At 56.4% G+C, this 22,515-nt stretch carries 16 protein-coding genes; 3 read left to right on the forward strand and 13 right to left on the reverse strand.

From position 1 onward, the window contains the following. The first annotated feature begins 346 nt into the window (after window positions 1-346). From FE784_RS07125 to FE784_RS07135, 3 genes are all read left to right on the forward strand, one after another. A complete protein-coding gene (locus tag FE784_RS07125) occupies window positions 347-1,657 on the forward strand; it encodes an LLM class flavin-dependent oxidoreductase (RefSeq protein WP_139601452.1) in 1,311 nt (436 codons plus the stop codon). Between the two features lie 295 nt (window positions 1,658-1,952). After that, entirely contained in the window at window positions 1,953-3,302 is a 1,350-nt protein-coding gene (locus tag FE784_RS07130) for an ABC transporter substrate-binding protein (RefSeq protein WP_246131935.1), read from the forward strand. Between the two features lie 33 nt (window positions 3,303-3,335). Beyond that, a complete protein-coding gene (locus FE784_RS07135; RefSeq protein WP_139601454.1) occupies window positions 3,336-4,679 on the forward strand; it encodes an LLM class flavin-dependent oxidoreductase in 1,344 nt (447 codons plus the stop codon). A 437-nt stretch (window positions 4,680-5,116) separates the two neighbouring features. Here FE784_RS07135 and FE784_RS07140 read toward each other — a convergent pair whose 3' ends face one another. From FE784_RS07140 to FE784_RS07200, 13 genes are all read right to left on the reverse strand, one after another. After that, window positions 5,117-6,088 carry an ABC transporter permease gene (locus FE784_RS07140; protein ID WP_139601455.1) on the reverse strand — a complete coding sequence of 324 codons (972 nt, stop codon included), beginning with the start codon at window positions 6,086-6,088 and terminating at the stop codon, window positions 5,117-5,119. A 12-nt stretch (window positions 6,089-6,100) separates the two neighbouring features. Then, window positions 6,101-7,051, reverse strand: a complete 951-nt coding sequence (locus FE784_RS07145; protein ID WP_176706013.1) for an ABC transporter permease — start codon at window positions 7,049-7,051, stop codon at window positions 6,101-6,103. A gap of 18 nt (window positions 7,052-7,069) precedes the next feature. Then, entirely contained in the window at window positions 7,070-8,059 is a 990-nt protein-coding gene (locus FE784_RS07150) for an ABC transporter ATP-binding protein (protein ID WP_139601456.1), read from the reverse strand. Further along, complete coding sequence (locus tag FE784_RS07155; protein WP_139601457.1) at window positions 8,056-9,057, reverse strand: ABC transporter ATP-binding protein; 1,002 nt, start codon at window positions 9,055-9,057, stop codon at window positions 8,056-8,058. Before FE784_RS07155 ends, FE784_RS07150 begins: the two co-directional genes overlap by 4 nt. A gap of 6 nt (window positions 9,058-9,063) precedes the next feature. Further along, a complete protein-coding gene (locus tag FE784_RS07160; protein ID WP_139601458.1) occupies window positions 9,064-9,684 on the reverse strand; it encodes a thioredoxin family protein in 621 nt (206 codons plus the stop codon). Window positions 9,685-9,722: 38 nt separating this feature from the next. Continuing rightward, window positions 9,723-11,042: an LLM class flavin-dependent oxidoreductase gene (locus tag FE784_RS07165; RefSeq protein WP_139601459.1), complete on the reverse strand. Its 1,320-nt coding sequence runs from the start codon at window positions 11,040-11,042 to the stop codon at window positions 9,723-9,725. A 22-nt stretch (window positions 11,043-11,064) separates the two neighbouring features. Beyond that, a complete protein-coding gene (locus tag FE784_RS07170) occupies window positions 11,065-12,705 on the reverse strand; it encodes an ABC transporter substrate-binding protein (RefSeq protein ID WP_139601460.1) in 1,641 nt (546 codons plus the stop codon). A gap of 24 nt (window positions 12,706-12,729) precedes the next feature. Continuing rightward, window positions 12,730-13,713: an MBL fold metallo-hydrolase gene (locus tag FE784_RS07175; protein WP_139601461.1), complete on the reverse strand. Its 984-nt coding sequence runs from the start codon at window positions 13,711-13,713 to the stop codon at window positions 12,730-12,732. A 181-nt stretch (window positions 13,714-13,894) separates the two neighbouring features. After that, window positions 13,895-14,386: a MarR family winged helix-turn-helix transcriptional regulator gene (locus FE784_RS07180; RefSeq protein ID WP_176706014.1), complete on the reverse strand. Its 492-nt coding sequence runs from the start codon at window positions 14,384-14,386 to the stop codon at window positions 13,895-13,897. Window positions 14,387-14,693: 307 nt separating this feature from the next. Next, window positions 14,694-15,758: an LLM class flavin-dependent oxidoreductase gene (locus FE784_RS07185; RefSeq protein ID WP_139601463.1), complete on the reverse strand. Its 1,065-nt coding sequence runs from the start codon at window positions 15,756-15,758 to the stop codon at window positions 14,694-14,696. A 47-nt stretch (window positions 15,759-15,805) separates the two neighbouring features. Next, window positions 15,806-17,260 carry a CoA-acylating methylmalonate-semialdehyde dehydrogenase gene (locus FE784_RS07190; protein ID WP_139601464.1) on the reverse strand — a complete coding sequence of 485 codons (1,455 nt, stop codon included), beginning with the start codon at window positions 17,258-17,260 and terminating at the stop codon, window positions 15,806-15,808. 258 nt (window positions 17,261-17,518) lie between these two features. Continuing rightward, entirely contained in the window at window positions 17,519-18,607 is a 1,089-nt protein-coding gene (locus FE784_RS07195) for a Gfo/Idh/MocA family protein (RefSeq protein WP_176706015.1), read from the reverse strand. Between the two features lie 46 nt (window positions 18,608-18,653). Next, window positions 18,654-22,469, reverse strand: coding sequence for a hypothetical protein (locus FE784_RS07200; protein ID WP_139601465.1), 3,816 nt, complete (start codon window positions 22,467-22,469; stop codon window positions 18,654-18,656). Window positions 22,470-22,515 lie beyond the last annotated feature (46 nt).

Here is a 22,515-nt window from a genome sequence, read left to right on the forward strand (position 1 = left end):
ATTGTCGCTCCCGTTCCGATGGCCGTTTCACCGACGTATGAATTCCCAAATAAAAAGACACCAACTTCAAGTCACTGCACCTGTATCAACAGGTCCAATGTCAGAAAAGTCCGTGTCCGGTAGTCCGGTTTATCCGACAATCCATTACCTTGTAATCCAATTGTTTTACTTTGTTTTTACGATCTTACACCTGGTTCGAATTGCTGTCAATCACGTTTTTCAATTCCCACTAATCCAATATGAACAGTTTACAAAATTCCGATTAGTCATTACAATATACAAAATGCGGCAGGGACCGGTTGCCCGGTCTGTCGCGAAGACAAGATCGTATGTAAAGGTGATGACGATGAGCGAAGCGAACCGAAGAATGATATTGAATCTAGTTTTAAGCAACGCGGGCTCTCACCGAGGAGCCTGGCGCCATCCGGATACCGAATTGGACTGCATTCATGATCTGAAGCATTTCCTGCGTCTGGCCCGCAAGGCAGAAGCAGCCCGACTGGACTCTCTGTTTATTGCGGACGGTTTGTCGATCGAAGTCAAGGCTGTCCAGCACGGACCGATCTTCGGCTTCGAGCCTCTGACTCTGCTTTCCTCCATTGCCGCCGTAACCGAGAGGATCGGCTTGATCGCCACCGTCTCCACCAGCTTCACCGAGCCATACAACCTGGCCCGGAGCTTCGCTTCTCTCGATCATATCAGCGGAGGACGCGCTGGATGGAATATGGTAACGACCGGGGTAGATCGCACGGCCGCCAACTTCGGACTGGAGCATCTGCCTTCTCATACCGAACGGTACGAGAAAGCCCGCGAATTCGCCGAGGTCGTGCTGAAATTGTGGAACAGTTGGGAGAAGGACTCGCTCGTACAGGACCGTGCTTCCGGCGTCTACGCCGATGCGGATAAAGTTCACGACATTCGCCACGAAGGAAAATACTTCTCCGTACGCGGCGCTCTGAATATTATGCGCTCTCCGCAGGGACGGCCACTGCTAGTTCAGGCCGGCTCCTCGGAGGAAGGCAAAGCTTTGGCCGCGCAATATGCGGAATTGATCTTTACGATTCAGAGGACGTTCGAGGAGGGCAGGCAATTCTACGACGATATCAAGTCCAGAACGGTACAGGCAGGCCGGTCGCCGGACAGCCTCAAAGTACTTCCCGGACTGCATGTCATCGTCGGAGCTACGGAAGAAGAGGCGAAGAAGAAGGCGGACCAATTGCGCGAGCTCACATCCGTTGAGCGCTCGCTCATGTCGATGTCCAATATGCTCGGCATCGATTTCTCCGCCTTCCCGCTGGACGCCCCGTTCCCCCAGCTGCCCGAACCGGGCGAAGCCAATGCCTATCAAACCTTTCACAGAATGATCAAAGCGGTTGTGGATCGCCAGCCGGTAACCATCCGTGAGGTTCTGGAGAAATACTGGGTCGGAACCGGAGAACTCAATATAGCGGGTACACCCGAACAGGTCGCAGATGTCATGGAATACTGGTTCCGAAATAGCGCCGCCGATGGCTTCAATGTCATGCCACAGCTGACCTTCGGGGACACGGACCTGTTTCTGGACCTTGTCGTCCCCGAGCTCCAGCGAAGAGGCCTGTTCCCCGAAACCTATACCGGACAGACGCTGCGTGAGAATCTCGGCTTGGAACCCATTTGAAGTCCTTGCTTGCTCCTCTTGCATGCTCTTGCTTCTTCGTCTTGTCCCATTCTTCGTCTTGTCCCGTTGACAACAGCTCAATATCGTGATAGCATTAACCATAACGTTTTATCCAAGTTATCTCATTGGATTACTATTATTTAACCCGGGCAGCAACAGTTTTGACCGGACAGCCGGAAAAGATATGACCGAACTCGCATTCGGTCATATCTTCTTTTTTTCCTTCCAGCCGCGTGGCTGTGAAGCAAATCCGCAGTCGACTTCAAAACTTTTAATTGTTCAGGGAGGAATGTCCGTGAAGCTCCGCCTATTACCCGTCCTGCTTCTTCTTGTGTGCTTAACCCTGCTGCTGTCGGCCTGCTCGGCAAAATCCGGGGAAATCCCGTCTGCCGCTGGCGCATCCGCTTCGCCGAATGCCGCCGGGAATCCGTCCGTTCCCCGCGAGCCGGTCAAGCTTTATTTTTACGTGAATGGCCCTACGCTGACCGATACGGAATTCAACCTGCTCATAGCCGGGCCGATCAACAAAAAGTATCCGCACATTACGCTCGAGCGCATCCAGCCCAAGGCGGGAGTTACGATCGAGGACGTCTTTACAACAACGACGCCCGATTTGTCGCTGATCATTAACCCACATCCGCTCATCCGGCTGAATGCCGCCGAGGATTTGCGGCCGTATATTCAAAAATACGGCTTTGACGAAAGCCGGCTGAAGCCGATTTTGTACGATCATATTAAAGAATTCAGCAAAAATGGGGAAATTGTCGCCATTCCGTTCAATTCGAATCAGGCCGTCCTATACTACAACAAGGATATCTTCGATAAATTCGGCATCGAATACCCTCCTGCAGGCAAGCAGCTTTCCTACGAGCAGCTGCTGGAGCTGGGCCGCAAGCTGACCCGGACGGTCGGCGGCACGAACTATATTGGCTTCGAGCCGAATGGCGCTTCCGATCTGATGCGACTGCTGCAGCTCCCGCTGCTGGAACCGGATACGGGAAAATCTTTGCTGCTGGAACGTCCCGAATGGACGAAAATATACGAATTTCTGCAAAAGGTGTACGAAACTCCCGGCTTTATCGGCGCCAACCGGGTATACAACCACGGCCGGGATGCCTTCATGAAGGACCAAAGGGTCGCGCTGCGCGTCGCGAATCTGGCCAACATGGTCGGTCCGCTGGAGGAGCTGCGGCAGGGAGGCGTCGAATTCAACTGGGATATCGCGCCAAGCCCGAATTTCGCGGACCAGCTTCCGAAAGCGCGCGAGGCTCAGGTACATTCCTTTGTCATTACGAAGACGAGCAAGCACAAGGAAGAAGCGTTTCTCGGCATCAAGGAAATATTGACCGACGAGGTGCAACTGCTTCTGTCCCGCAACGCCAGAGTTCCGGCCGTCCTCAACCCGGATCTGGAGAAGCAATTCGGTGCGGAAATACCGGTCCTGAAAGGAAAACGGATTGAAGACACTTTCGTCGGCCAGCAGTTGAAAAACCATCGCATTCACGAATACGAGGACAAGGTGACCTCCATTTTGACGGAAGCGTCGGACGATATCGCTCTGAACGGCGCCGATGTCCGTTCCGCGCTCCGCAAAGCATCGGAAAAAGTCGATAAAGCTGTGGAAACGCTTAAAAACCTCAATTAATGTAAAATCCGAAAAAGGAACGGTGAACAAACAATGTCCAAGCAACAGCGCCAGGTCCATATTAATGCGTTTATTTCGGCCACCGGCCACCACGAAGCGTCGTGGAGACATCCGGATTCCGAGCCTCGGCTCGGTCTTGACGTCCGCTATTACAAGAAGCTCGCCCAATTGGCAGAGAAAGGGCTGTTCGACTCGCTGTTTCTGGCCGACGGCTATTACGGACGCACCGCCAACAAGCTGGAGCCGTTTACATTGCTGTCGGCTCTGGCCATGGTGACGGAACATATCGGCTTGATCGCCACCGTCGGTACAACCTACAACGATCCGTTCCATATCGCCCGCAAATTCGCTTCGCTCGATTATATCAGCGCGGGACGGGCCGGATGGAATATCGTGACGACCGGAACGGAAGAAACGGCCGGCAATTTCGGCTACGTCAAGCATCCCGAGCATCGGCTTCGCTACGAAATCGCCGAGGAATTCGTCGAAGCGGCGAAACAATTATGGGACAGTTGGGAAGACGACGCGGCCATTTACGACAAAAGCTCGGGTGTCAGCATCATCCCCGAGAAAGTCGTTGAGATTCATTTCAAAGGCAGCACCTATTCGATTCAAGGGCCTCTAAACATCCCGAGGCCGCCGCAGGGCTACCCGGTACTGGTGCAGGCCGGATCGTCGGAAAGCGGTCGGGAGCTGGCGGCCAAAACCGCCGAGGTTGTCTTTACGGCTCATCAGACGATTCAAGAATCGCAAAGCTTCTATGCCGATGTAAAGTCCAGACTGCCCAAGTACGGGAGAAACAGCGAGCATCTGCTCATATTGCCCGGCCTCAGCCCGATCCTTGCGGATACCGAAGCCGAAGCGAGAGACATCGAAGAGGAGCTGAATGGGCTGATCAACGAGAAGCGGGCGATCAGTAGCCTGTCCGGAAGACTGGGCGTCGATCTGACCGATTACGATCCGGATGGCCCGATCCCGTATGACAAGTTACCCGGCATCGATGCGGTCAATGGCCGTAAAGGGCGTTACCAGCTCGTCGTCGACTTGGCTCAAAGGGAAAGCTTGACGATACGTCAAATTACCCGAAGGCTGGCCGGGGCACGCGGGCATGTGACATTTACGGGGACGCCCCTGCAATTGGCCGACCTGATCGAACGGTGGATCGCCAGCCACGGAGCGGACGGGTTCAATCTGATGCCGCAACTGTATCCGAGCGGCCTGCAAGCGTTCGTCGAGAAAGTGGTTCCGGAGCTGCAAAACAGAGGCCTGTTCCGCGAACGTTACGAAGGAACGACTTTACGCGAAAATCTCGGGCTGGCAAGACCAGTCAACGCGCGAGTCGCCACTGCTTCCCGTTCCGGTCCCGCCGTCGTATAAAGCTTGCTTTCGATCCTGCTTGTTCTCGCAATATATTCGCAGCAGCGGATCCAGAAAAACTCGGTCATTCTGTCTTATTGTCTCCTCGAGATTGCTCATAGACTGTTGAGAAAGTAAACGTAAATTTCCCCCCACTCCTTTTAATCGGTTCTGTTCTCTTTTGATTTTCTCAACAATCCGTGCCCCTCCCGGGGCTTTTTTTGGTCTTATCTAAGTCGAAGTAGTGTTTATCCTTGACTACTTTCTAATAATACTTGCCACCGCTAAAGCGATGAAGTGGAGTGTATCTTTTGTTACTCCACGACAACGATGAAATTTCTGAATCAATAAAAAAGCCTGATTCCTCAAGCTTTTTCGGAACAAGCTTTCCATTCGATTTGGTGTCATTGGACAGGTCCGGGCAGCATCCGAGCTCCCGGGTGGTCCCTTTCCGTTTCCTACCCGTTATGGCGGGCCAGCGAGTCGCGCAGACCGCTGCCGATATAGTTGATCGCAAGCACGGTCACCATAATGACGATACCGGGCGGCAACCAGAGCCAGGGCCGTTCCGTCAGTACGGACAATGACTGCGCATCCGACAGCATGCCTCCCCAACTGACATGTGGGGGCCCGATGCCCATGCCCAGAAAGCTGAGGCTCGCCTCACTGAGTATGGCGGCGGATACGCCGTAAGTCGCGTTGACGACAATCGGGCCGATCGCATTGGGCAGCGCGTGCACAAACAACAATCTAGGCGCGGACAAGCCAAGCACAACACCGGCCTTCATATATTCCTGCTGCTTGATCACCAGCACTTGCCCGCGAACGAGCCGCGCCAGATCGGGCCAGGAAAAAAACGCCAACACTAAAATGACGGTCGTCAAGCCGGAGCCCATCGTCGCAATGACCACGAGCACAACGAGAAGCGTAGGAAACGCAATGAACACATCGGTCACACGCATCATCAGCATATCCAGCCAGCCCCCGTAATAGGCGCTCACCAAACCGATCAGCGTACCGAGAACAACCGAAATCGCCATGGTGACAAACCCGACCGCCAACGACACCCGGGCTGCGTAAATAATCCGACTCAGCACATCTCTTCCCAGTTGATCGGTCCCGAGCCAATGCTCTCCGTCGGGCGCAGCGTTGAAGCTCCCCGTCATCTCCTCGGGACTGTACGGAGCGAGCCATGGAGCCAACAGCGCGATTGCGATCAATAACGCGACTGTTGCCAGACCAGCAACGGCAAGCCGCCGCTGCAGCAGCTTGCGCCACAGCGGCACGGAACCGGCATGCTCGTCGACCTGTTCGGCCGTAGACGGAGGCGCGCCGGTCTCGGACGTTGCCGGATTTTCCGGCGCGAGCCGCTCTTGCGGGGCGGCTTCGAATGCCTCGCCACCAAGTCCATTCGGCTTATTCCCCAACATGGTATCGCTCCTTTATTCCAATTTAATTCTGGGGTCAGCCGCCGTATATGCCAGATCGGCAAGCAGATTGGCGGCCAGCACAATGGCGGCGGCAACCAGATTTAGCCCCATCAACGTCGGATAGTCGCGCGCCATAAGCGCCTGTATCGTCAGTTGACCGACGCCCGGCCATTGAAAAATTTGTTCGATAATGATGCTGCCTCCGAGCAGATGAGGAACCTCCGCGCTCACAACCGTAATAAGCGGGATCAGCGCATTACGCAGCAAATACCAGTTCAGCACCCTCCAGGGATGCAGCCCTTTCGAACGAGCGGTGCGCATATAGTCCTGGGCGAGCACATCCAAAACGGCGGAGCGGATATACAGCAGTAGTTTGCCCGCAATCAACGTCCCTAGCACGACGACCGGAAGGATAAGATGCTTCAGACTGTCTGTCCAACCGCGGTCGCCGCCAAGGGAATACATGCCGCCGCTCGGAAGCCAGTCCAGCACGTTGGCAAACAGATAGATCAAGGCGAGCGCCAGAAAAAAACGGGGAATCGAAGTGTTGGCAAAAGCGAGTCCGGTCAAGACATGATCCAGCCGGCTGCCGGGACGAAGCGCGCACCAGATTCCCGCCGGGATGGCGAGCAGCAAGCCCAACAGAAGCGACAGGCCCGACAGCAGCAAAGTAGGCTTTAACCGTTCGGCAATCATTTCCGAGACAGGTGCGCTCGTGCTCAGCGAATAGCCGAGCTCCCCCTGCAGGAGACCGGATAGCCATTTGGCGTACTGGACCGGAGCCGGGTCGTTTAAGCCAAGCTGTTCCTTCTTGTACTCCACCGTTTCCTGGGGAGCGGATGGATCAACGAGCATATCGACCGGATTGCCGGGGGCAAGATGCATAATGGCAAAATTCAAAATCGTCACGCCCAACAGGACCGCAAGGGCGATGCCAAGCCGGCGGAGCGAATAACGGACCAAGTCGATCATCCTCTCGAATCAGGCAAGCGGATAATGGCATGCCGCTGCGTGCGGCTGCCCTTCCGGCAGTTGCGGTTCTTCCGCGCGGCATCGTTCCTGAGCGAACGGGCAGCGGGTGTGAAACCGGCACCCCGACGGCGGATTCAGCAAATTGGGGACTTCTCCGGCAATCGGCGTACGGGGACGTTCGCGCAGCAGCGGATCGGCGGGCGGATGCGCCCGCAGCAAAATACGAGTATACGGATGTTTGGGACGAAGGAATAGTTCCTTGCGGTCGCCGACCTCCACCAGCCGGCCCAAGTACATCACCGCCACTCGCGTGCTGATATAGTTGACCGCGCCGATGCCGTGCGAAATGAACAGGTAAGTCAGCTTCAGTTCCCGCTGCAAATCGGCCATCAAATTCAGCACCTGAGCCTGAATCGACACGTCGAGCGCGGATACCGGCTCATCGCACACGATTAGCTTCGGCTCAAAGGCGATTGCCCGCGCGATGCCCAGCCGCTGCCGCTGTCCGCCGGAAAACTCGTGCGGCAATCGCTGCATACTTGCTCTGGGGAGGCCGACCATATCGAGCAGCTTCGCGACTTTTCCGGGGATGTCCGTCCTCGGCGCAAGCCGGTGAACCACGTATGGCTCCGCCAACGTATCCAGTACCGTTCGGCGCGGATTAAGCGATGTATAAGGATCTTGGAAAATCATTTGCAATCGGGTGCGAAACGGCCTCATTTCGCGTTGCCCCAACGTCGTAATGTCCCGACCCTCGAAGATCAATCGGCCGGTATGCGGACGCTCCAGACGTACGATGGTCCGGCCCAGCGTCGACTTCCCGCAGCCGGACTCCCCCACCAAACCGAGCGTCTCGCCGGTATAGACATTCAGGCTGACGCGGTCGACCGCCCGCAGCAACGTTTTTTTGCCAAGCAGCCTTTTGCCCTTTACCGGGTATGCGGCGGTAATCTGCTCCAGCTTCAGCAGCGGTTCGACCGCGGCTTCCGACTCGCTCATCGTTGCTCCCCCTTCAATGCGGCATACCCTGCCATATCGACCGCATGGCAGCGCACGGCGTGACCGTCCGTCCCCCGCTGCAGCTCCGGCTCCTCGATACGGCACCGTTCGCTGGCCAATGGGCAACGGGGATGGAACCGGCAGCCGGTCGGCAGATGGCTCAACGCCGGAACCGCTCCCGGAATCGCCTCGAGTTGGCTGGAATCACGCCCCGGGATCACCTCGGGGACGGATCGCAGCAATCCTTGCGTATACGGATGCAGAGGCGCTCGAAACAACTCGAACACATCGGCCTGTTCCACGATTTGGCCGGCGTACATAACTAGCACCCGGTCCGCCATATCGGCGACGACGCCCAAATCATGGGTAATGAGCATAATCGCCGTACCCTTGTGCTGCAGCTCGCGCAACAGCAGCAATATTTGTTCCTGTATCGTCACATCCAGCGCGGTTGTCGGCTCGTCGGCGATCAGCACCTGCGGCTCGCAAGCCATAGCCATCGCAATCATGACCCGCTGCCTCATTCCGCCAGACAGCATATGCGGATACGAGCGCATGATCTCACGGGCGCGGGCGATGTTGACCCGTTTCAGCAGTTCCTCCGCATAACGCGCCGCCTCCTTGCGTCCCTGCCCCAGGTGCCGACGCAAACCTTCCGTAAACTGGGCCCCGATGCTGAGCACCGGATTCAGCGCATGCAGCGGCTCCTGAAACACCATTGCTAGCTCGTTCCCGCGCCGTTTGCGCAGCTCCCGCTCGGGGAGCTTGGTCAGATCGGTTCCCCCGAGCCGCACCTCGCCTTGGCGAATCCGGCCACTGCCGCTGAGCAACTGCATGATGGACAGGCTGGCCGCGCTTTTGCCGCAGCCGGATTCCCCGACCAGAGCGACAATTTCCCCCTGCGCCAAATCCAGCGAAATCCGGTCGACCGCCACAACCTCGCGCTTGCCCGATCCGAATACGGTCTGAAGTTCGCGAACCTCCAAAATCGCTCCCATGTCGCCTTAACGAAGAAAGGCTCGCAGAATGTCCAGAATCCCTGCCTTCTCTTCATCCAGCGTGGACGGGCGCTGATGCTTCAGATAGGCAAAGTAAGCTTTGCGTACGGGGGTATCCAACTGCTGAGGGGGAATCCCGCGGCCTTCGTACTCCGGATGCTCGTCCCAAAACTGCTCCGACCATTTGCGATTGTAGGATGTAATGACTTCCGGCCGTTCGATGAATACACCCAACTGGTCGCCGGAATCGGCAAAGAAAATATAAGTCGGAATGCGGCTTTTTCCGTCCGCATGCGGATAAGCTGCAGCGATATCCAGATTGTCCGGGTCCCGATTGACGATATGCAGCCTCAGATTGCCCGTCTCGTCGGCGATTTTCCCGAAAAGCGGCAGATTGGATACGGCATCCCCGCACCAGTCCTGCGCGAGCACAAGAACATCAATCGGCTGTTTCAGGGAACCAAAAAACGCTTTTTCCTCCTCCGTAAGCGTATAGCCGTTATAGTTGGAGTGCAACAAATCCCGATTCAATTCCGCACGCTCCACAAATGTGTGAAAATCGACGCCTTCGCGGAAGGCGCGTTCACGGCGTTCCTTGCTGATTGCCGGCTGATGCACGGAGCTCATTGGCCATCTTCCTCTCCTATCAGTCTATCTTGCTCTCGTTACTGCCTCACAAAGTGACGGCTTGCGGGTATGTCAAGCCCCAACTGCCCGCGCAGCGTGTCGGCCTCGTATTCCTCCCGGTATAGTCCGCGCCGCTGCAGCACCGGCACCACATGCTCGATAAAATCGTCCAATCCGGTCGGATACGGCGGCCAAATAAAAAATCCGTCGGCGCCTTCCCCTTCCAGCCACGCTTCTATCCGGTCGGCCAACTGCTCTCCGGTGCCGACAAACTCTTTGCTGGGCGCTCCGTACCGGAAAGCCGTCTGGCGCAAAGTCAGCTTTTCCTCGCGCGCCACCCGCTTGATCCGGTCGGACATATACCGGTAGCGATTGCCGCCTTCATCGCCCAACTCCGGGAACGGGCCGTCCGGGTCATACTGCGTAAAATCGATGGCTGGGAAGAACAGTTTCAGTTCCTGCAGCGCATCGGCCAAAGAGATATAGGAGACGACCTGTTCATATTTTTGCCATGCCTCTTCCTCGGTCCTACCGACAAACGGGTGCAGTCCAGGGAAAATCAACAATTGATCGGGTTCGCGGCCATACGCGGCCATACGCCCTTTCAAATCGCGATAAAACAATCGGGCTTCCTCCAGGGATTCCGGCGTCGTGTAGACCGCATCGGCACTCTCCGCAGCAAACGCTTTGCCCGTCTCGGACCCGCCCGCTTGGAAAATAACCGGCTCCCCCTGCTTGGAACGGGAAATGTTCAATGGTCCTTTCACAGAGAAAAACTCGCCGCGATAGTTCAGCTCATGCAGCTTCCGCGGATCAAAAAACACGCCGCGCTCCTTATCGTACACAAAGGCGTCTTCTTCCCATGAGCTCCACAATCCCTGCACGACCTCCAGATGCTCCCGCGCTCTGCGGTAGCGCACCGCATGCTCGTAATGGCTTTCCCTGCCGAAGTTTTGCGATGCCCCTTCCTGTCCGGTCGTAACGACGTTCCAGCCGGCGCGTCCGCCGCTCAGCAGGTCGAGCGAAGCCAACTGCCGGGCGACGTTGTACGGCTCTGTGTACGAGGTTGAGATCGTGCCGACCAGACCGATCCGTTTCGTAACGGCAGCCAGAGCGGAAAGCAGCGTCAGCGGTTCAAAGGAATTCAGCGCTTTCGGCGTCGATTTTTCGTTTACATAGACGCCGTCGGCGAAAAACACAAAATCAAATTTGGCAGCTTCCGCCAGTTGTACTTGCCGAACATGGTTCGGCAAGTCAATATTGCCGTCCGGAGCGACTTCAGGCTGCCTCCATGCCGTACGATAATGGCCGACTCCAAACACCCGAGCGCCAAGTCGAAGTTTTCGCTGCTTGCTCATCGATGTGTCCCTCCCGTGCTGATCAGTTCGACAAATCCCATTCGTAGATATTGTTGTACATGCCAAACGATTTAGGCTTTCCTACCTTTACTTTCTTGGATACGGGCATGAAATCTTTGGCCGAATATACGCCCAGCGTCGGCAAATCCCGCAGCAGCAGTTCCTGCACCTTGTTGTAAATCGCTTTTTGCTTGATCGGATCGACCTCCCGTTCTCCTTCGGCGATCAGTTGGTCCATCTCCGGATTCGAATAGTTGAACCAGTTGTTGCCTCCCCCGGTGTTGTACCAGTTAGAGAAATAAAAGCTGGGATCGACTGTCGTGGAACGGCTGAATATCGCCATCTCATAGTCCACTTTTTTGATCTTTTGCAGCATGGTGGCGAAGTCGAACTTCTGCAGGTTGACTTTCAGACCGACCGCCTGCAAGTTTTGGGCTACGATTTCGGCGGCTAGCTCGCGCCCCTTGTCATTGGTCGGCACGTAAAACGACAACGGCCGGTTCATATCCCAACCCGACTCTGCCAGCAGCTGTTTCGCTTTCTCCGGATTGTATTCGAATGTCGGTTGCGAGCTGTTGTAGTTGGGGTGGTTGGAAGGTACGACTCCGTCGACGATTTCCGCCTGGCCCTGGAACAGCTTGTCCACAATCATTTTCCTGTTAAGCGCGTAAGGAATCGCCTGTCTGACTTTCAACGGCACCGCCTTGACGTTAAAAATGAGCTGATTGGCATTCGACGGCTCCCCGACGTCCACCGCTAGGCCGTTCAAGCTTTTCAGCCGGTCAAAGTCGGCGATCGGAATGACGCCCCCATTTGAATTCATATGCAGTTCGCCGGTTTCCAGTTGACCGACCAGATTGGCCGCAGGCACGATTTTCACAAACACCTTGTCCACCTTGGGGATGCCGCGGTAATAATGCTCATTGCGCGCAAATTCCAGGTAAGCCCCTTTTTTGAACGCCACGAATCGGAAGGCGCCAGTCGTCACATTCGGGTTCTGAAAGTAAGGATGGACATTCATTTGCTCCGGCGCGACATCTTTCAGCACATGCTTCGGAATAAAGTGCAGCCTGGCGGCGAACCGGTCCTGGATCACGATTCGGTTTATCGGCTGCTTCGTGCGGATCGAGAACGTGCGGGCGTCAATGATCTTCAACCCGCTTATTTCCGTCTGTCCCTCCTCTAGCTTGCCTGCCTGGTTGACGCCCTCTAAAAAATTGAAGTTGTGGTATGTATCCACCTTCGCGTGCAATGCCGTTTGCAGCGTGAATGCAACATCCTCGGTCGTAAACGGAGTTCCGTCATTCCAGGCCGCCTTCGGATTCAGCTTGAACACGAACGTCTGATTGTCCGTCGTCTCCATCGACTCAGCCAGCTTGGGCGAAAACGAATAGCTGTCATCCATGTCGAACAGCGCATCGTTAAAAATGCCGTTGATCACATAAGCGACATTGCCGCCGATCGGATTGATCGGGTTGACCGTGCCTGGCTCGCTGACCGTACCGATAAAAAGGACTTTGTCCTTCGTGCCGCCCGACGCGGCTCCCGAGTCTGCCGGCGCTTCCGCCGAACCGGTTGGCGATTCGTTCCCTCCGCAAGCCCCAAGAACCAGCAGCGCCAGCAGCGCCGCGGCCAACCTCCACCATGCATAAGCTCGTTTCATGCCTTTTCTTTCGCCTCCTGATGTCTAATTGGGATATATGCGGACGTATCCCGTTCCGCCTTCGCTTCGAATCGACTTTACCTTCCCTCTCTGTACGGCGTGATGCAATCTGGCGATCGTCTCGCCCAAGTAAAACCGCAGCTGCAGCACAGAGACCGCCTGTCCGAATACGCGCTGGGACAACTCGTATGCATCGACTGCCTCGGTGCCGAGCGACTGCTCGATCTTCTCCTGCCGCTCGCTATGGAGCTTACGCAGTGCGACCAATCTCTCGGAAAATGCGCTGAACGGATTTTGATGGCCAGGCAAGGCGAGCCGTACCGGCAAACTTTCCACCTGCTCCAAACTAGCCGTGAAACTGGCGATCGGATCAACATCGTATCCTGGCACATAGCTGACGTTGGGCAACGATTCCGGCAGCACCAGGTCGCCGCACAACAATACCCCCGACTCCTCTCCGTACAAACTGACATGTCCGGCCGCATGCCCCGGTGTGTCTATTGCTTCGAAAGAACGGTCACCGATCCGCAGTCGCTCGCCGAGCGACAGTTCGGTAACCGTCGGTCGCGGCTCGACGCCTGCAGTACCCGCTGCAAAATGGTCCAGCACCTCATGCAGTCGCGATTGCGGCAAACCGTGCTCGCCGAACAGCGCCGCGATACGGGCGGCCAGCGGGCGGCCCGGTCCCCACAATCCGTCCGCCTGTTCGTTGCCGGCGCGGGTCATACGTACCGGTGCTCCAGAATGCTGCTGCAGCCACCCCGCAAGTCCATAATGATCGGGATGATGATGCGTCAGCACAATTTGACCAATATCCGTATACTGATAGCCAAACCGTTCGCATACCTGATGCCAAATGGCAATGGCCGCTTCCGAACGGGGGCCGGGATCGATTACGGTAAGCCCTTCTTTGCCCTGGATCAAATAGCTGTTGATCCAGGGCAGCGGTTGTCCCAACGGAAGGCGGACCTGAATAATGCCATCCGGATACTCCGTCCATAAAGTCATTGCGCCACCTCCTATTTAGTTTGAATTCCAACTAATTGAGTGTAAAAACATAACCGAATGATCGCCAACCGCATGATGTGCGGGAGTCGTTTTGCTCCGGTTATTTCGATTTGATTGGGTCGTTTCAATCCATCACCGTTAATTCCGATAGATTAAGAAGGATATAGTGGATATTGAGATATTACTCCGGTTTTTCTTTCTTGTCAAGCCCCCCGCTTGCCGGTTCGTAAACTTGAATGACCTTCCGAAGCAGTTCTCTTAATAATACGGACTCCTTCTCGTTCAAATTTTGGCTGGCGCGGCGTTTCACCTGATCGGCGATTTCGGCAGAGCACGATACAAGCGTCCGTCCCAAATCCGTTAAAAAAATTCGTTTGCGGCGCCCATCGGTCCGATCTTCTCGTCGAATTACCCATTCCCGCGCGACCATGCCGTTGATTAGGCTGGTTACGCTCGACTTGTCAATAAATAACTGCAGCTCCAATTCGGAATTGGTTAGTCCCTCCTGAACCGACAACGCCCGCAGCGCCTGTGCCTGTTGCGGCGTCATCTGCAGCGGCCGCAAGTTTACCTCGATTTCCCTGCGGATCGATTTGTTGGCCAGCTTGATCAGGAGCGCTGAATCTTCTTCCTCTTCCCAAGGAAACCGCCCGGGCAATACGTCTCTTCGCACAAATCTCCCATCCTTTCTTCCAAAAGCTTCTCTCATTATAGCGACAGATGGCACTAAAAGCACGAATTGTTTGTACGTTCGCGCCTCTGATGCCACGGTCAATGAAAGTGGTCGGACCGGGACGATGCTATTTGACCAGTTGCCCTTTCCATCGGGCGGCTACTGCAATAGATTCACTTCGCTCTATCGCTGTATAATTCCTGAATTCCGCTTATAGTGCAGACGCTTTAATCGTGACCCCCGCGGATATTTCGCGAAAAGAAAAAAATGCTCCGTCCCTTCTCTCCACGTAGTCTAGGAAATGATCCTAGATGGAAGCTCGAGGCATATCTATACGGAACAATGGCAGCAAAAGCTCTCCGACCCGTTCAGCCTCCTCCAGATGTGGAAATCCCGAAAGGATGAAATGATTGACGCCCGCGTCCATATATTCCTCCAGACCTTGTTTCACTTGCTCCGGGGTACCGACAACTGCCGTTCCCGCTCCTTTGCGAACTCTCCCGATGCCAGCCCATTTGTATTTGCCGAATCGGAAGTCGCCGTGCAGCAGCCCGTTCATCCTTCTTTGCGCCTCGGAGTCGGTTTCCCGGTAGTAGTTCTTCATGCGCGACTCCACTTCCGGATCGATCATGGATACGAGCTTTTCCGCGGCTTCCCATGCTTCGTGTTCCGTATCGCGAACGATAACATGGATGCGGATCCCGAATTCGAGCGTCCGTCCGTAGGAGGCGGCCCGGCGGCGCACATCCTCGATTTGGGCGCGTACCTGCTCGATCGGTTCCCCCCATTGCAAATATACGTTGCCGAACCGGGCCGTGATGTCTTTCGCGGCATCCGAAGATCCTCCGAAATAAATCGGTATTTTGCTTTGCCGGTTCGGCGGCACGAGCGTACCGTCCTTGATCGAGTAATGGGTGCCTTCGTAGTCGATGCCGCGTTGCTCCCAAAGCTTGTTCATCACTTGCAAAAAGTCTCGCGCCCGTTCATACCGCTCGTCGTGCGGAATGAAATCGCCGTCTTGCCCGAGCTCATGCGGCGATCCTCCGGTCACGATATTGATGTCGATTCGGCCGTCGCTGAACTGGTCGAGCGTCGATGCCATTTTGGCGGACAAGGAAGGAGCGATAAAGCCGGGTCGAATCGCGATCAAGGGACGTATATGCTTCGTATGATGAATGAGCGCCGATCCGACCATCCACGAATCGAGATAGGGCGTGCCGACCGGCACGAGTATGCCGCAGAATCCGGCTTTTTCGGCCGTTTGGGCGATGCGGATCAAATAGTCGAGATTCGGCTCTCGCTCCGGCTTCTTAAGACCGATAAACGAGCCGTCGCCATTAGTGGGCGTAAACCAGGAAAAATGGACATCCATCGTTGATTCCTCCTTAATTGGGATAAACGCAACTTTCCGCCTGGAACTCAATACCGAGCGACGATCATTTTCTTGCGCGTATAAAATTCGATTCCGTCTTTTCCGTTTGCATGCAAGTCGCCGTAAAACGATTTTTTGTATCCCGAAAACGGAAAAAAGGCCATCGGCGCCGGTACCCCGACATTAATGCCGATCATGCCGGCATCGATCGTTTCCCGAAACTCCCGAATCGCTTTTGCGCTGTTCGTATACAGACATGCCCCGTTGGCAAATTCCGAACGGTTGGCGATGCCGATCGCCTCGTTCAGATCGTTGGCACGCACGACGGACAATACGGGCGCAAACAGTTCTTCATTCCCTATTTTTTGTCCCGGCTTTACATGATCGAAGATTGTAGGCCCGAGAAAATGCCCTTCCGATCGCGCGGCAGGATGGTCGCGGCCGTCCAGCAGCAGCTCGGCCCCTTCCAGTTTCCCTTCGGCTATATAATCGACGGTTCGTTGTTTATGCGAGTCGCGTATGACGGGTCCCAGAAACGTGGAAGGATCTGCCCCGTTTCCGACGGACAGACGCTTCGCCGTCGACGTCAACCGTTCGACCAGCGCATCGGCCGAATCTCCGACCGCGATGACGACCGAGCACGCCATGCATCTTTCGCCGGCCGATCCGAACGCGGCGTTCGTAATTTCTTTAATGGCGAGCTCCATATCCGCATCCGGCAAAACGATAGAGTGGTTTTTGGCGCCGCCGAGCGCTTGGACGCGTTTCCCGTGCGCAGCCGCGGTTCGGTATACGTATTCGGCAACGGGCTGGGAACCGACGAACGAAACGGCCTTTACGCCGGCGTTTTCCAGAAGCGCGTTCACGGCATCCGCCCCGCCATGTACGATATTGAATACGCCGTCGGGCACGCCGGCCTGCTGCAAAAGTTCCGCCAACCGGCAAGCGAGCAACGGCGTCCGTTCCGAAGGTTTGAGCACGAACGTATTGCCGCATACGAGAGCGAGCGGGAACATCCAGCACGGTACCATCATCGGAAAGTTGAACGGCGTAATCCCTGCGACTACGCCAAGCGGATACCGGTACATGGCCGATTCCAGTCCCGACGCAATGTCCGGAAGGACGCTTCCCATCATATGCGTAGGCGCGCCCGAGGCGAATTCGACGCATTCGATCCCCCGCTGCACTTCGCCGTACGCTTCCGCATAACTTTTTCCGTTTTCCCGGGTGATCAGCCGCGCCAGTTCCTCCCAGTTTTCAACCAGCAGCTGCTGGTAACGGAACATGAACCGGGCTCGCTTCGGCACCGGAACGCTGCGCCACTCCGAATAGGCTTCGCTTGCCGCTCGTACTGCGCGGTCGACGTCATATTTTTCGGAGATAGGTACGTAAGCGATCGTCTCGCCGGTCGCCGGGTTTTCCACCGCCTGCACGTTCTCCGACGAGGCGGGTTGCCACGTTCCGCCGATCCAATTATGCAAGAGGTCCGCTTCGATCGCCATACAAAATCATTCCCTTCGGTTTCCATAAGATTTGTCGCCATCGACGATTGTCGACAAACCATCCGTGACAAGGCATTCTTTCTAAGAATAACGAATCCCGGAAACGATAACTATGGCCGATTCAGCACAAATATATCATTTTTTGTTCTAATATGAGCTCCGCGAAAAATAGAAGAAATAGCCATATGTTCTACTATCATCGCACTCGGACATACGGTTAACCGGGCGGATAGTCATATATCCCGCAGCAAAAACCCCTTATTTCCAGGGGCTTTTGCAGGCGGGCAAAGGCTTTACGTTCGGGCAGTCGCTGCGCATCTCATGGTGGGCGCCTGTCGAGGAAGCCTCAAGGATGCCGTGCATCGCTTCCAGTACGTGGTAACCGAGTTCTCCGCTCGCCCGGTGCATCGTGCCGCCGCTTATCGCGTCGACCATATCGGCGAGCCCCAACCCCCTCCCGTTGTCGGCGTGATCGTGCGTCAGCGGCATTTCCTCCCATTCGTCAGCGCCCGGTTTTCGCAAAAGCACCGGACCTCCGAATCGGTTCGGGTCCGGCACCCGAAGCGTTCCTTCGCTCCCGTATATTTCGATACGCGGGAGATCGGAGCCTCCCTTGATGTCGAAGCTGGTGATCAGCGTACCGACGGCCCCGCTCCGGAAGTCCAATACGCCCGCAATATGCGTCGGCGTCCGCACCCGGATGACGGTGCCGTACTTGGGCGCGCTCGTTACGGTCCGCTCCGGGAAGCTGACGGCTGCCGATCCCGTCACTCTGCGAATCGGGCCCAATAAATGGATGTACGCGCTCAAATAGTACGGCCCCATATCGAACAGAGGACCGGCGCCTTCCTCGAAGAAGAACGCCGGATCCGGGTGCCACCGCTCCGGTCCCGCTCCCATCATGAAAGCGGTGGCGGCGACCGGGGTTCCGATCGCACCGTCGTCGATCAACTTGCGGCACGTTTGGATACCCGCGCCGAGAAACGTATCCGGCGCACAGCCGACGCGAAGTCCCTTCCGATTAGCCAGTTCCAGTACGCGTGCGCCATCCTCCGGCGTGACGGCAAGAGGTTTTTCCGCGTATACGTGCTTACCGGCCCCCAGAGCTGCCAAGCTTACTTCCGCGTGCGCCTTCGGAATCGTCAAATTGAGCACGATCCCGACCTCCGGATCGGCGAGCAGCTCTTGTACGGAGCACGCCTTCGGCACGCCGAATTGGTCCGCCTTCTTCACGGCGCGTTCCAGATCCAGATCCGCGCAAGCGGCCACTTTTAAGTTCGGAAAGGCCGGCAAGTTTTTCAAATAAACGCCGCTAATGTTTCCACAGCCGATGATTCCGATTTTCATGGATTCGCCTCCTCGTACCGGCCCCTCTCTCCTAACGTATCGGGATTCATTCGGAGCCTTCCTCTCCAAGTCCATCATGGCTTCGGAACGTCTGGCGCAGCGAATTCCAAACGCGGAACGAATCCCCGGGTTTCACGTCGACCACAACCGGCTTGCCTTCATATGACACCGACCGCTTCGTGCCGAGACCCATCCGTTTGTATGGCTGCTTCCAATCGGAGTCCAAGTTGATCAACGATATGCCCGAACGGAACGTCAGCCGGTTGCCTTGTCTGCTGACATCCCGCAGGACATAGGACGACGGTTTGTCGTAGTCCGGCGAATCGATCAACGCCACTTGTCCCGGAAGCCAGCGCATGCATTCTTCTTCCAATGATCCGGACAGCTCCACCTGGATCTCGCGTCGATCAAGGTCTGTGGCCACGACGGTGCCGTATACCGTTTGCCCGTTGCGGGCGATGTCGAACGTATCGCCCGCGACGACAGAGCATCCGACCGCTTCCAGCGCTATCGGAACTCCATCCCGATAGCGGACAAGCAGAGCTTTGGCGTCCGTCGTGTATTCGGAGCCGTCGGAGTCGACGAAAGCCGCTTTGCCTCCCTCTTCGTGCACGGCGATTACGATGTCCTTATGCCGTCCGTCCCGATATCGGATTTCCATCCCTACCGGCTTGTAGCGCGCCGATCGGGACTCATGGCCGCGAAGCGTCAACGGTCGAACGGAGGCGAGAAATTCGCCGTCCCCGTCTTTGCCTCCCGCGCCTCCGCCCTTTCGCTCGAAAGGCTCGAGTACGGCGGCAAACACCGACCTCCGGTCCGCTTCCTCCCCGGCATCCCTCCACAGGACGAACGGTTCCCAACGGGATTTGCCCATCTCCTCTCCGCCCCGTTCGCCGAGACAGCAAATGATTTCCCTTGCCTCCCCGTCCGGTACGGTGCGGACTTTCAATCCCGCTCCCGCATAACGGTACGTCCACGAGACGGGACGGTCGGTTCTCGCTTTGCGCAGCGCCTTCATCCAGCCGTATCCCGGCTCGCCGTATAGAGGCACGTCCTCGCCGGCCAATGTCCCTTTCATCGGAATCCAATCCGCATCCGCGATTCCCTCGAAGCGCACTTGATCGAGGGACGTGTCCAAACCCATCGTATTGTAGTCGAACGAACCGCCGCCCGACAAATAGACAAGGTCGACGACATAGGCGTTTTCGAGGTCGGGGGCTTGAACGAGCATGCACCACCGCTCGTAATGGGACCCCGGGTAGGCGGTCGAGTTTTCCATTCCCGATACTTGCAGCCATTCCCCTTCGTAATGGCAACGCAGCTTCGAATAAGACGGCTCCTGGTTTTTGCCGTCGATCAGCGCGACCGTGCAAGCCGCCGAATGAATTTCCCAGGCGTCGAACTTCGGACTGAGCCATGTGAACGGGTAGCCGCCGACCGCCGACATCAGATGATAGCCGTAAGCGCCGATCCATAACCCGAGTTTATCTCCGTGTTTATGTCCCGCCGAAGGCTGTCCGTACAGCACGACATGTTTGCAGTTCCGCGCGTCGGTACCCGCCCGCAGGACGCTCGTCTCGGAATCTTCGACCAAGAAGGACGGCTGAATGTTCGACCCTCCGCCCTTGTACGCTTGGTATTCGTCCCATTCGGCCGCCAGCGCCAGCACGAGCATCGAATGTTTCACGTTCGTCCGGAACAGGCTGCGCACCCGGTACGACAGCAGCTCCTCCGCATCGTATTGCGCCAGGACCGGTCCGAGCACGCCCCGCAGCGACTTCATCCGGGCGAAGGCGATTTCGAAGGCCTGACTGTACACGAGCTTTCCTTTGCGTCGGTCGTCCGATATCGGTTCTTTGTTGTCGGCTATCGTATCGCCGAACATCGGCGTCAAATTGCCGCAGTACAGCCGCGAATAATACCGGACAACTTGGCTGATGCCGTATTCCGGATTTTCGAACATATCGATGGCTTCGGGAAAATAAACATCGTCGCGGAACCCGTAATTGTTGTTCGCCATCATCGTCACTTGGTCGCATATTTGCACGATATAACCGAACGAATCGTAGCTGTAGCGGCCGTCTCGGAAAAAATTGTTGCGCACTTTCGCTTTCAAGCTGTACGGCCCTTCATTCAGCACGCGGCGCATCAGTTTGCCGCTTTCCATATAGCCCGCCAGCAGCAGCTCCAGATTGATATATCGAAGCGACCAGTCCGCATTGCGTGTCCGCTCGATTTCGCAGCTGTACAGTACGAACGGGATCATGTCGTCTACGGCCGTCTTTACGCAAAACGGCTTCGTCCGCGTCTTTCCTTCGGCGTCGGGCTTTCCCGCGAAAAGCGTCTTCAAATCGCCGTCCACGTCCGCGATCGCATCGAACAGCAGATCCAGCGCGTCGAAATAAGCCGCCAGCCAGTGACACTCGGTCGTCGTCGGTTCCGCGATCTGAACCGTGTCGTAGTACCCGGAGCCGTAATTGCCGTTCATGTACGGGACGAGCTCGGCCAGACGACCGGCCAGCAGCAGCGCCTTGTACGCATAATTCCGGTTTTGCGTCAGCTGGTAAGCGAACGCCAGATTCGGGATGGCGGCCGCGTACTTCTCGCCGGTCGTTTCCGGCCAAACGGTTTTGTCCTCGAGCACGGAGCAATACGGCTTTCCGAGAAGCATCGAGATCAGGAACAGCCGGTAAGAGGCGGTGAACATATACCGCACCCCCGGATTCGGAAATCCTTCCGGCGCGACGAAGCCGCCTCCGTCGTCTTCCAGCACGATTCGTTCGCCGGTCGTCGGGTTCGTCAATGTCATTCCGTTATGCCACCACGTCTTCGTAACCGGACTGTAATAGTGATACGGCCTCTCCAAGCATACCTGGTAAGCGGTACGCTTGCCTCCGTGCAGCGGATCGCCGAAAAACTGTCCGACGGACAAGGCGCGCGGGTTGCCGACCGGAACGAGATCGAACAGCTCGTCGTCGTTTTTGGCCGCCCAAAAATCGGCGATTTCGACGATTTCCCGCTTCATGGCGCGTCCCCATTCGGTCGAATCGGCTTTCATTCGAGCGTTCGCGACGTCGTCGCGACTGAGTCTTCCGGTAAACCCCCGCCGTTTGCGTGCCGTCAGCTCGTATATTTCATCCGGAATATCCCGTTTCTCCCATTGCAGGAAATGCGTGCTGCCGTATGCTTGAACCTTTTCCTTCCAGTCGATGATCTGTTCGTCGTCCAGTCCCCGCGTCAGAAGCAAATCCCCGTTTCCGACCCCTCCCGCCGGCCGGTCGCCGGGAATGCCCGACCACGAAACGAATTCGCCGCTCAAATTATTGGCCGAATCGGGCCCATTCAAGATGCGGACGACGTTGAAGCCGATGACGCGATCATCCTCCGAGCGGATGCGAAGATGGGATAACGAGAACCGGAATTCCGCATGCTGCAGCTTACCGTCCGAGCCGAGCCGATAGCGGATCGCCGGAGGGAGCTCCAACGTTTCGATTTCGTAATTATGCTCCTCGTAAACGAGACTCCCGTCCGGCTTCACGCGAAGCCCGAATAGATTGTGCCGCTTGCGGCGCGTGCTTCCCCGGTCGAAATACAAGATGACTTCGCCTTGTCCGCCGCCGCCGGCGGCCATCGGCTCGTATTCCACGCGGACGACCAAATCGTCCCGTTCCGTATAGGCGATAAAGCCGATCCGGTGGTTCGTCGGTTCGAGCGCCGTCTTTTTTTTACGGAACTGCACGTCCGCCTCCAAAAAAGGAGCGGAGGGCTGTGCATGCCGTCCGCTGTCCTTCTCGTGAGCCAAATAGACCGGATACAAATGCCCGTTTGTCCGCGGCGCCTTCTTTTCCTGTCCGGTATGCATACTTGTCTCCGCCCCTTCCTTTACTTGCTTGCGACGATCCGAATTC

The sequence above is a fragment of the Paenibacillus hemerocallicola genome, assembly GCF_006265175.1.
Lineage (GTDB): Bacteria > Bacillota > Bacilli > Paenibacillales > NBRC-103111 > Paenibacillus_AB > Paenibacillus_AB hemerocallicola.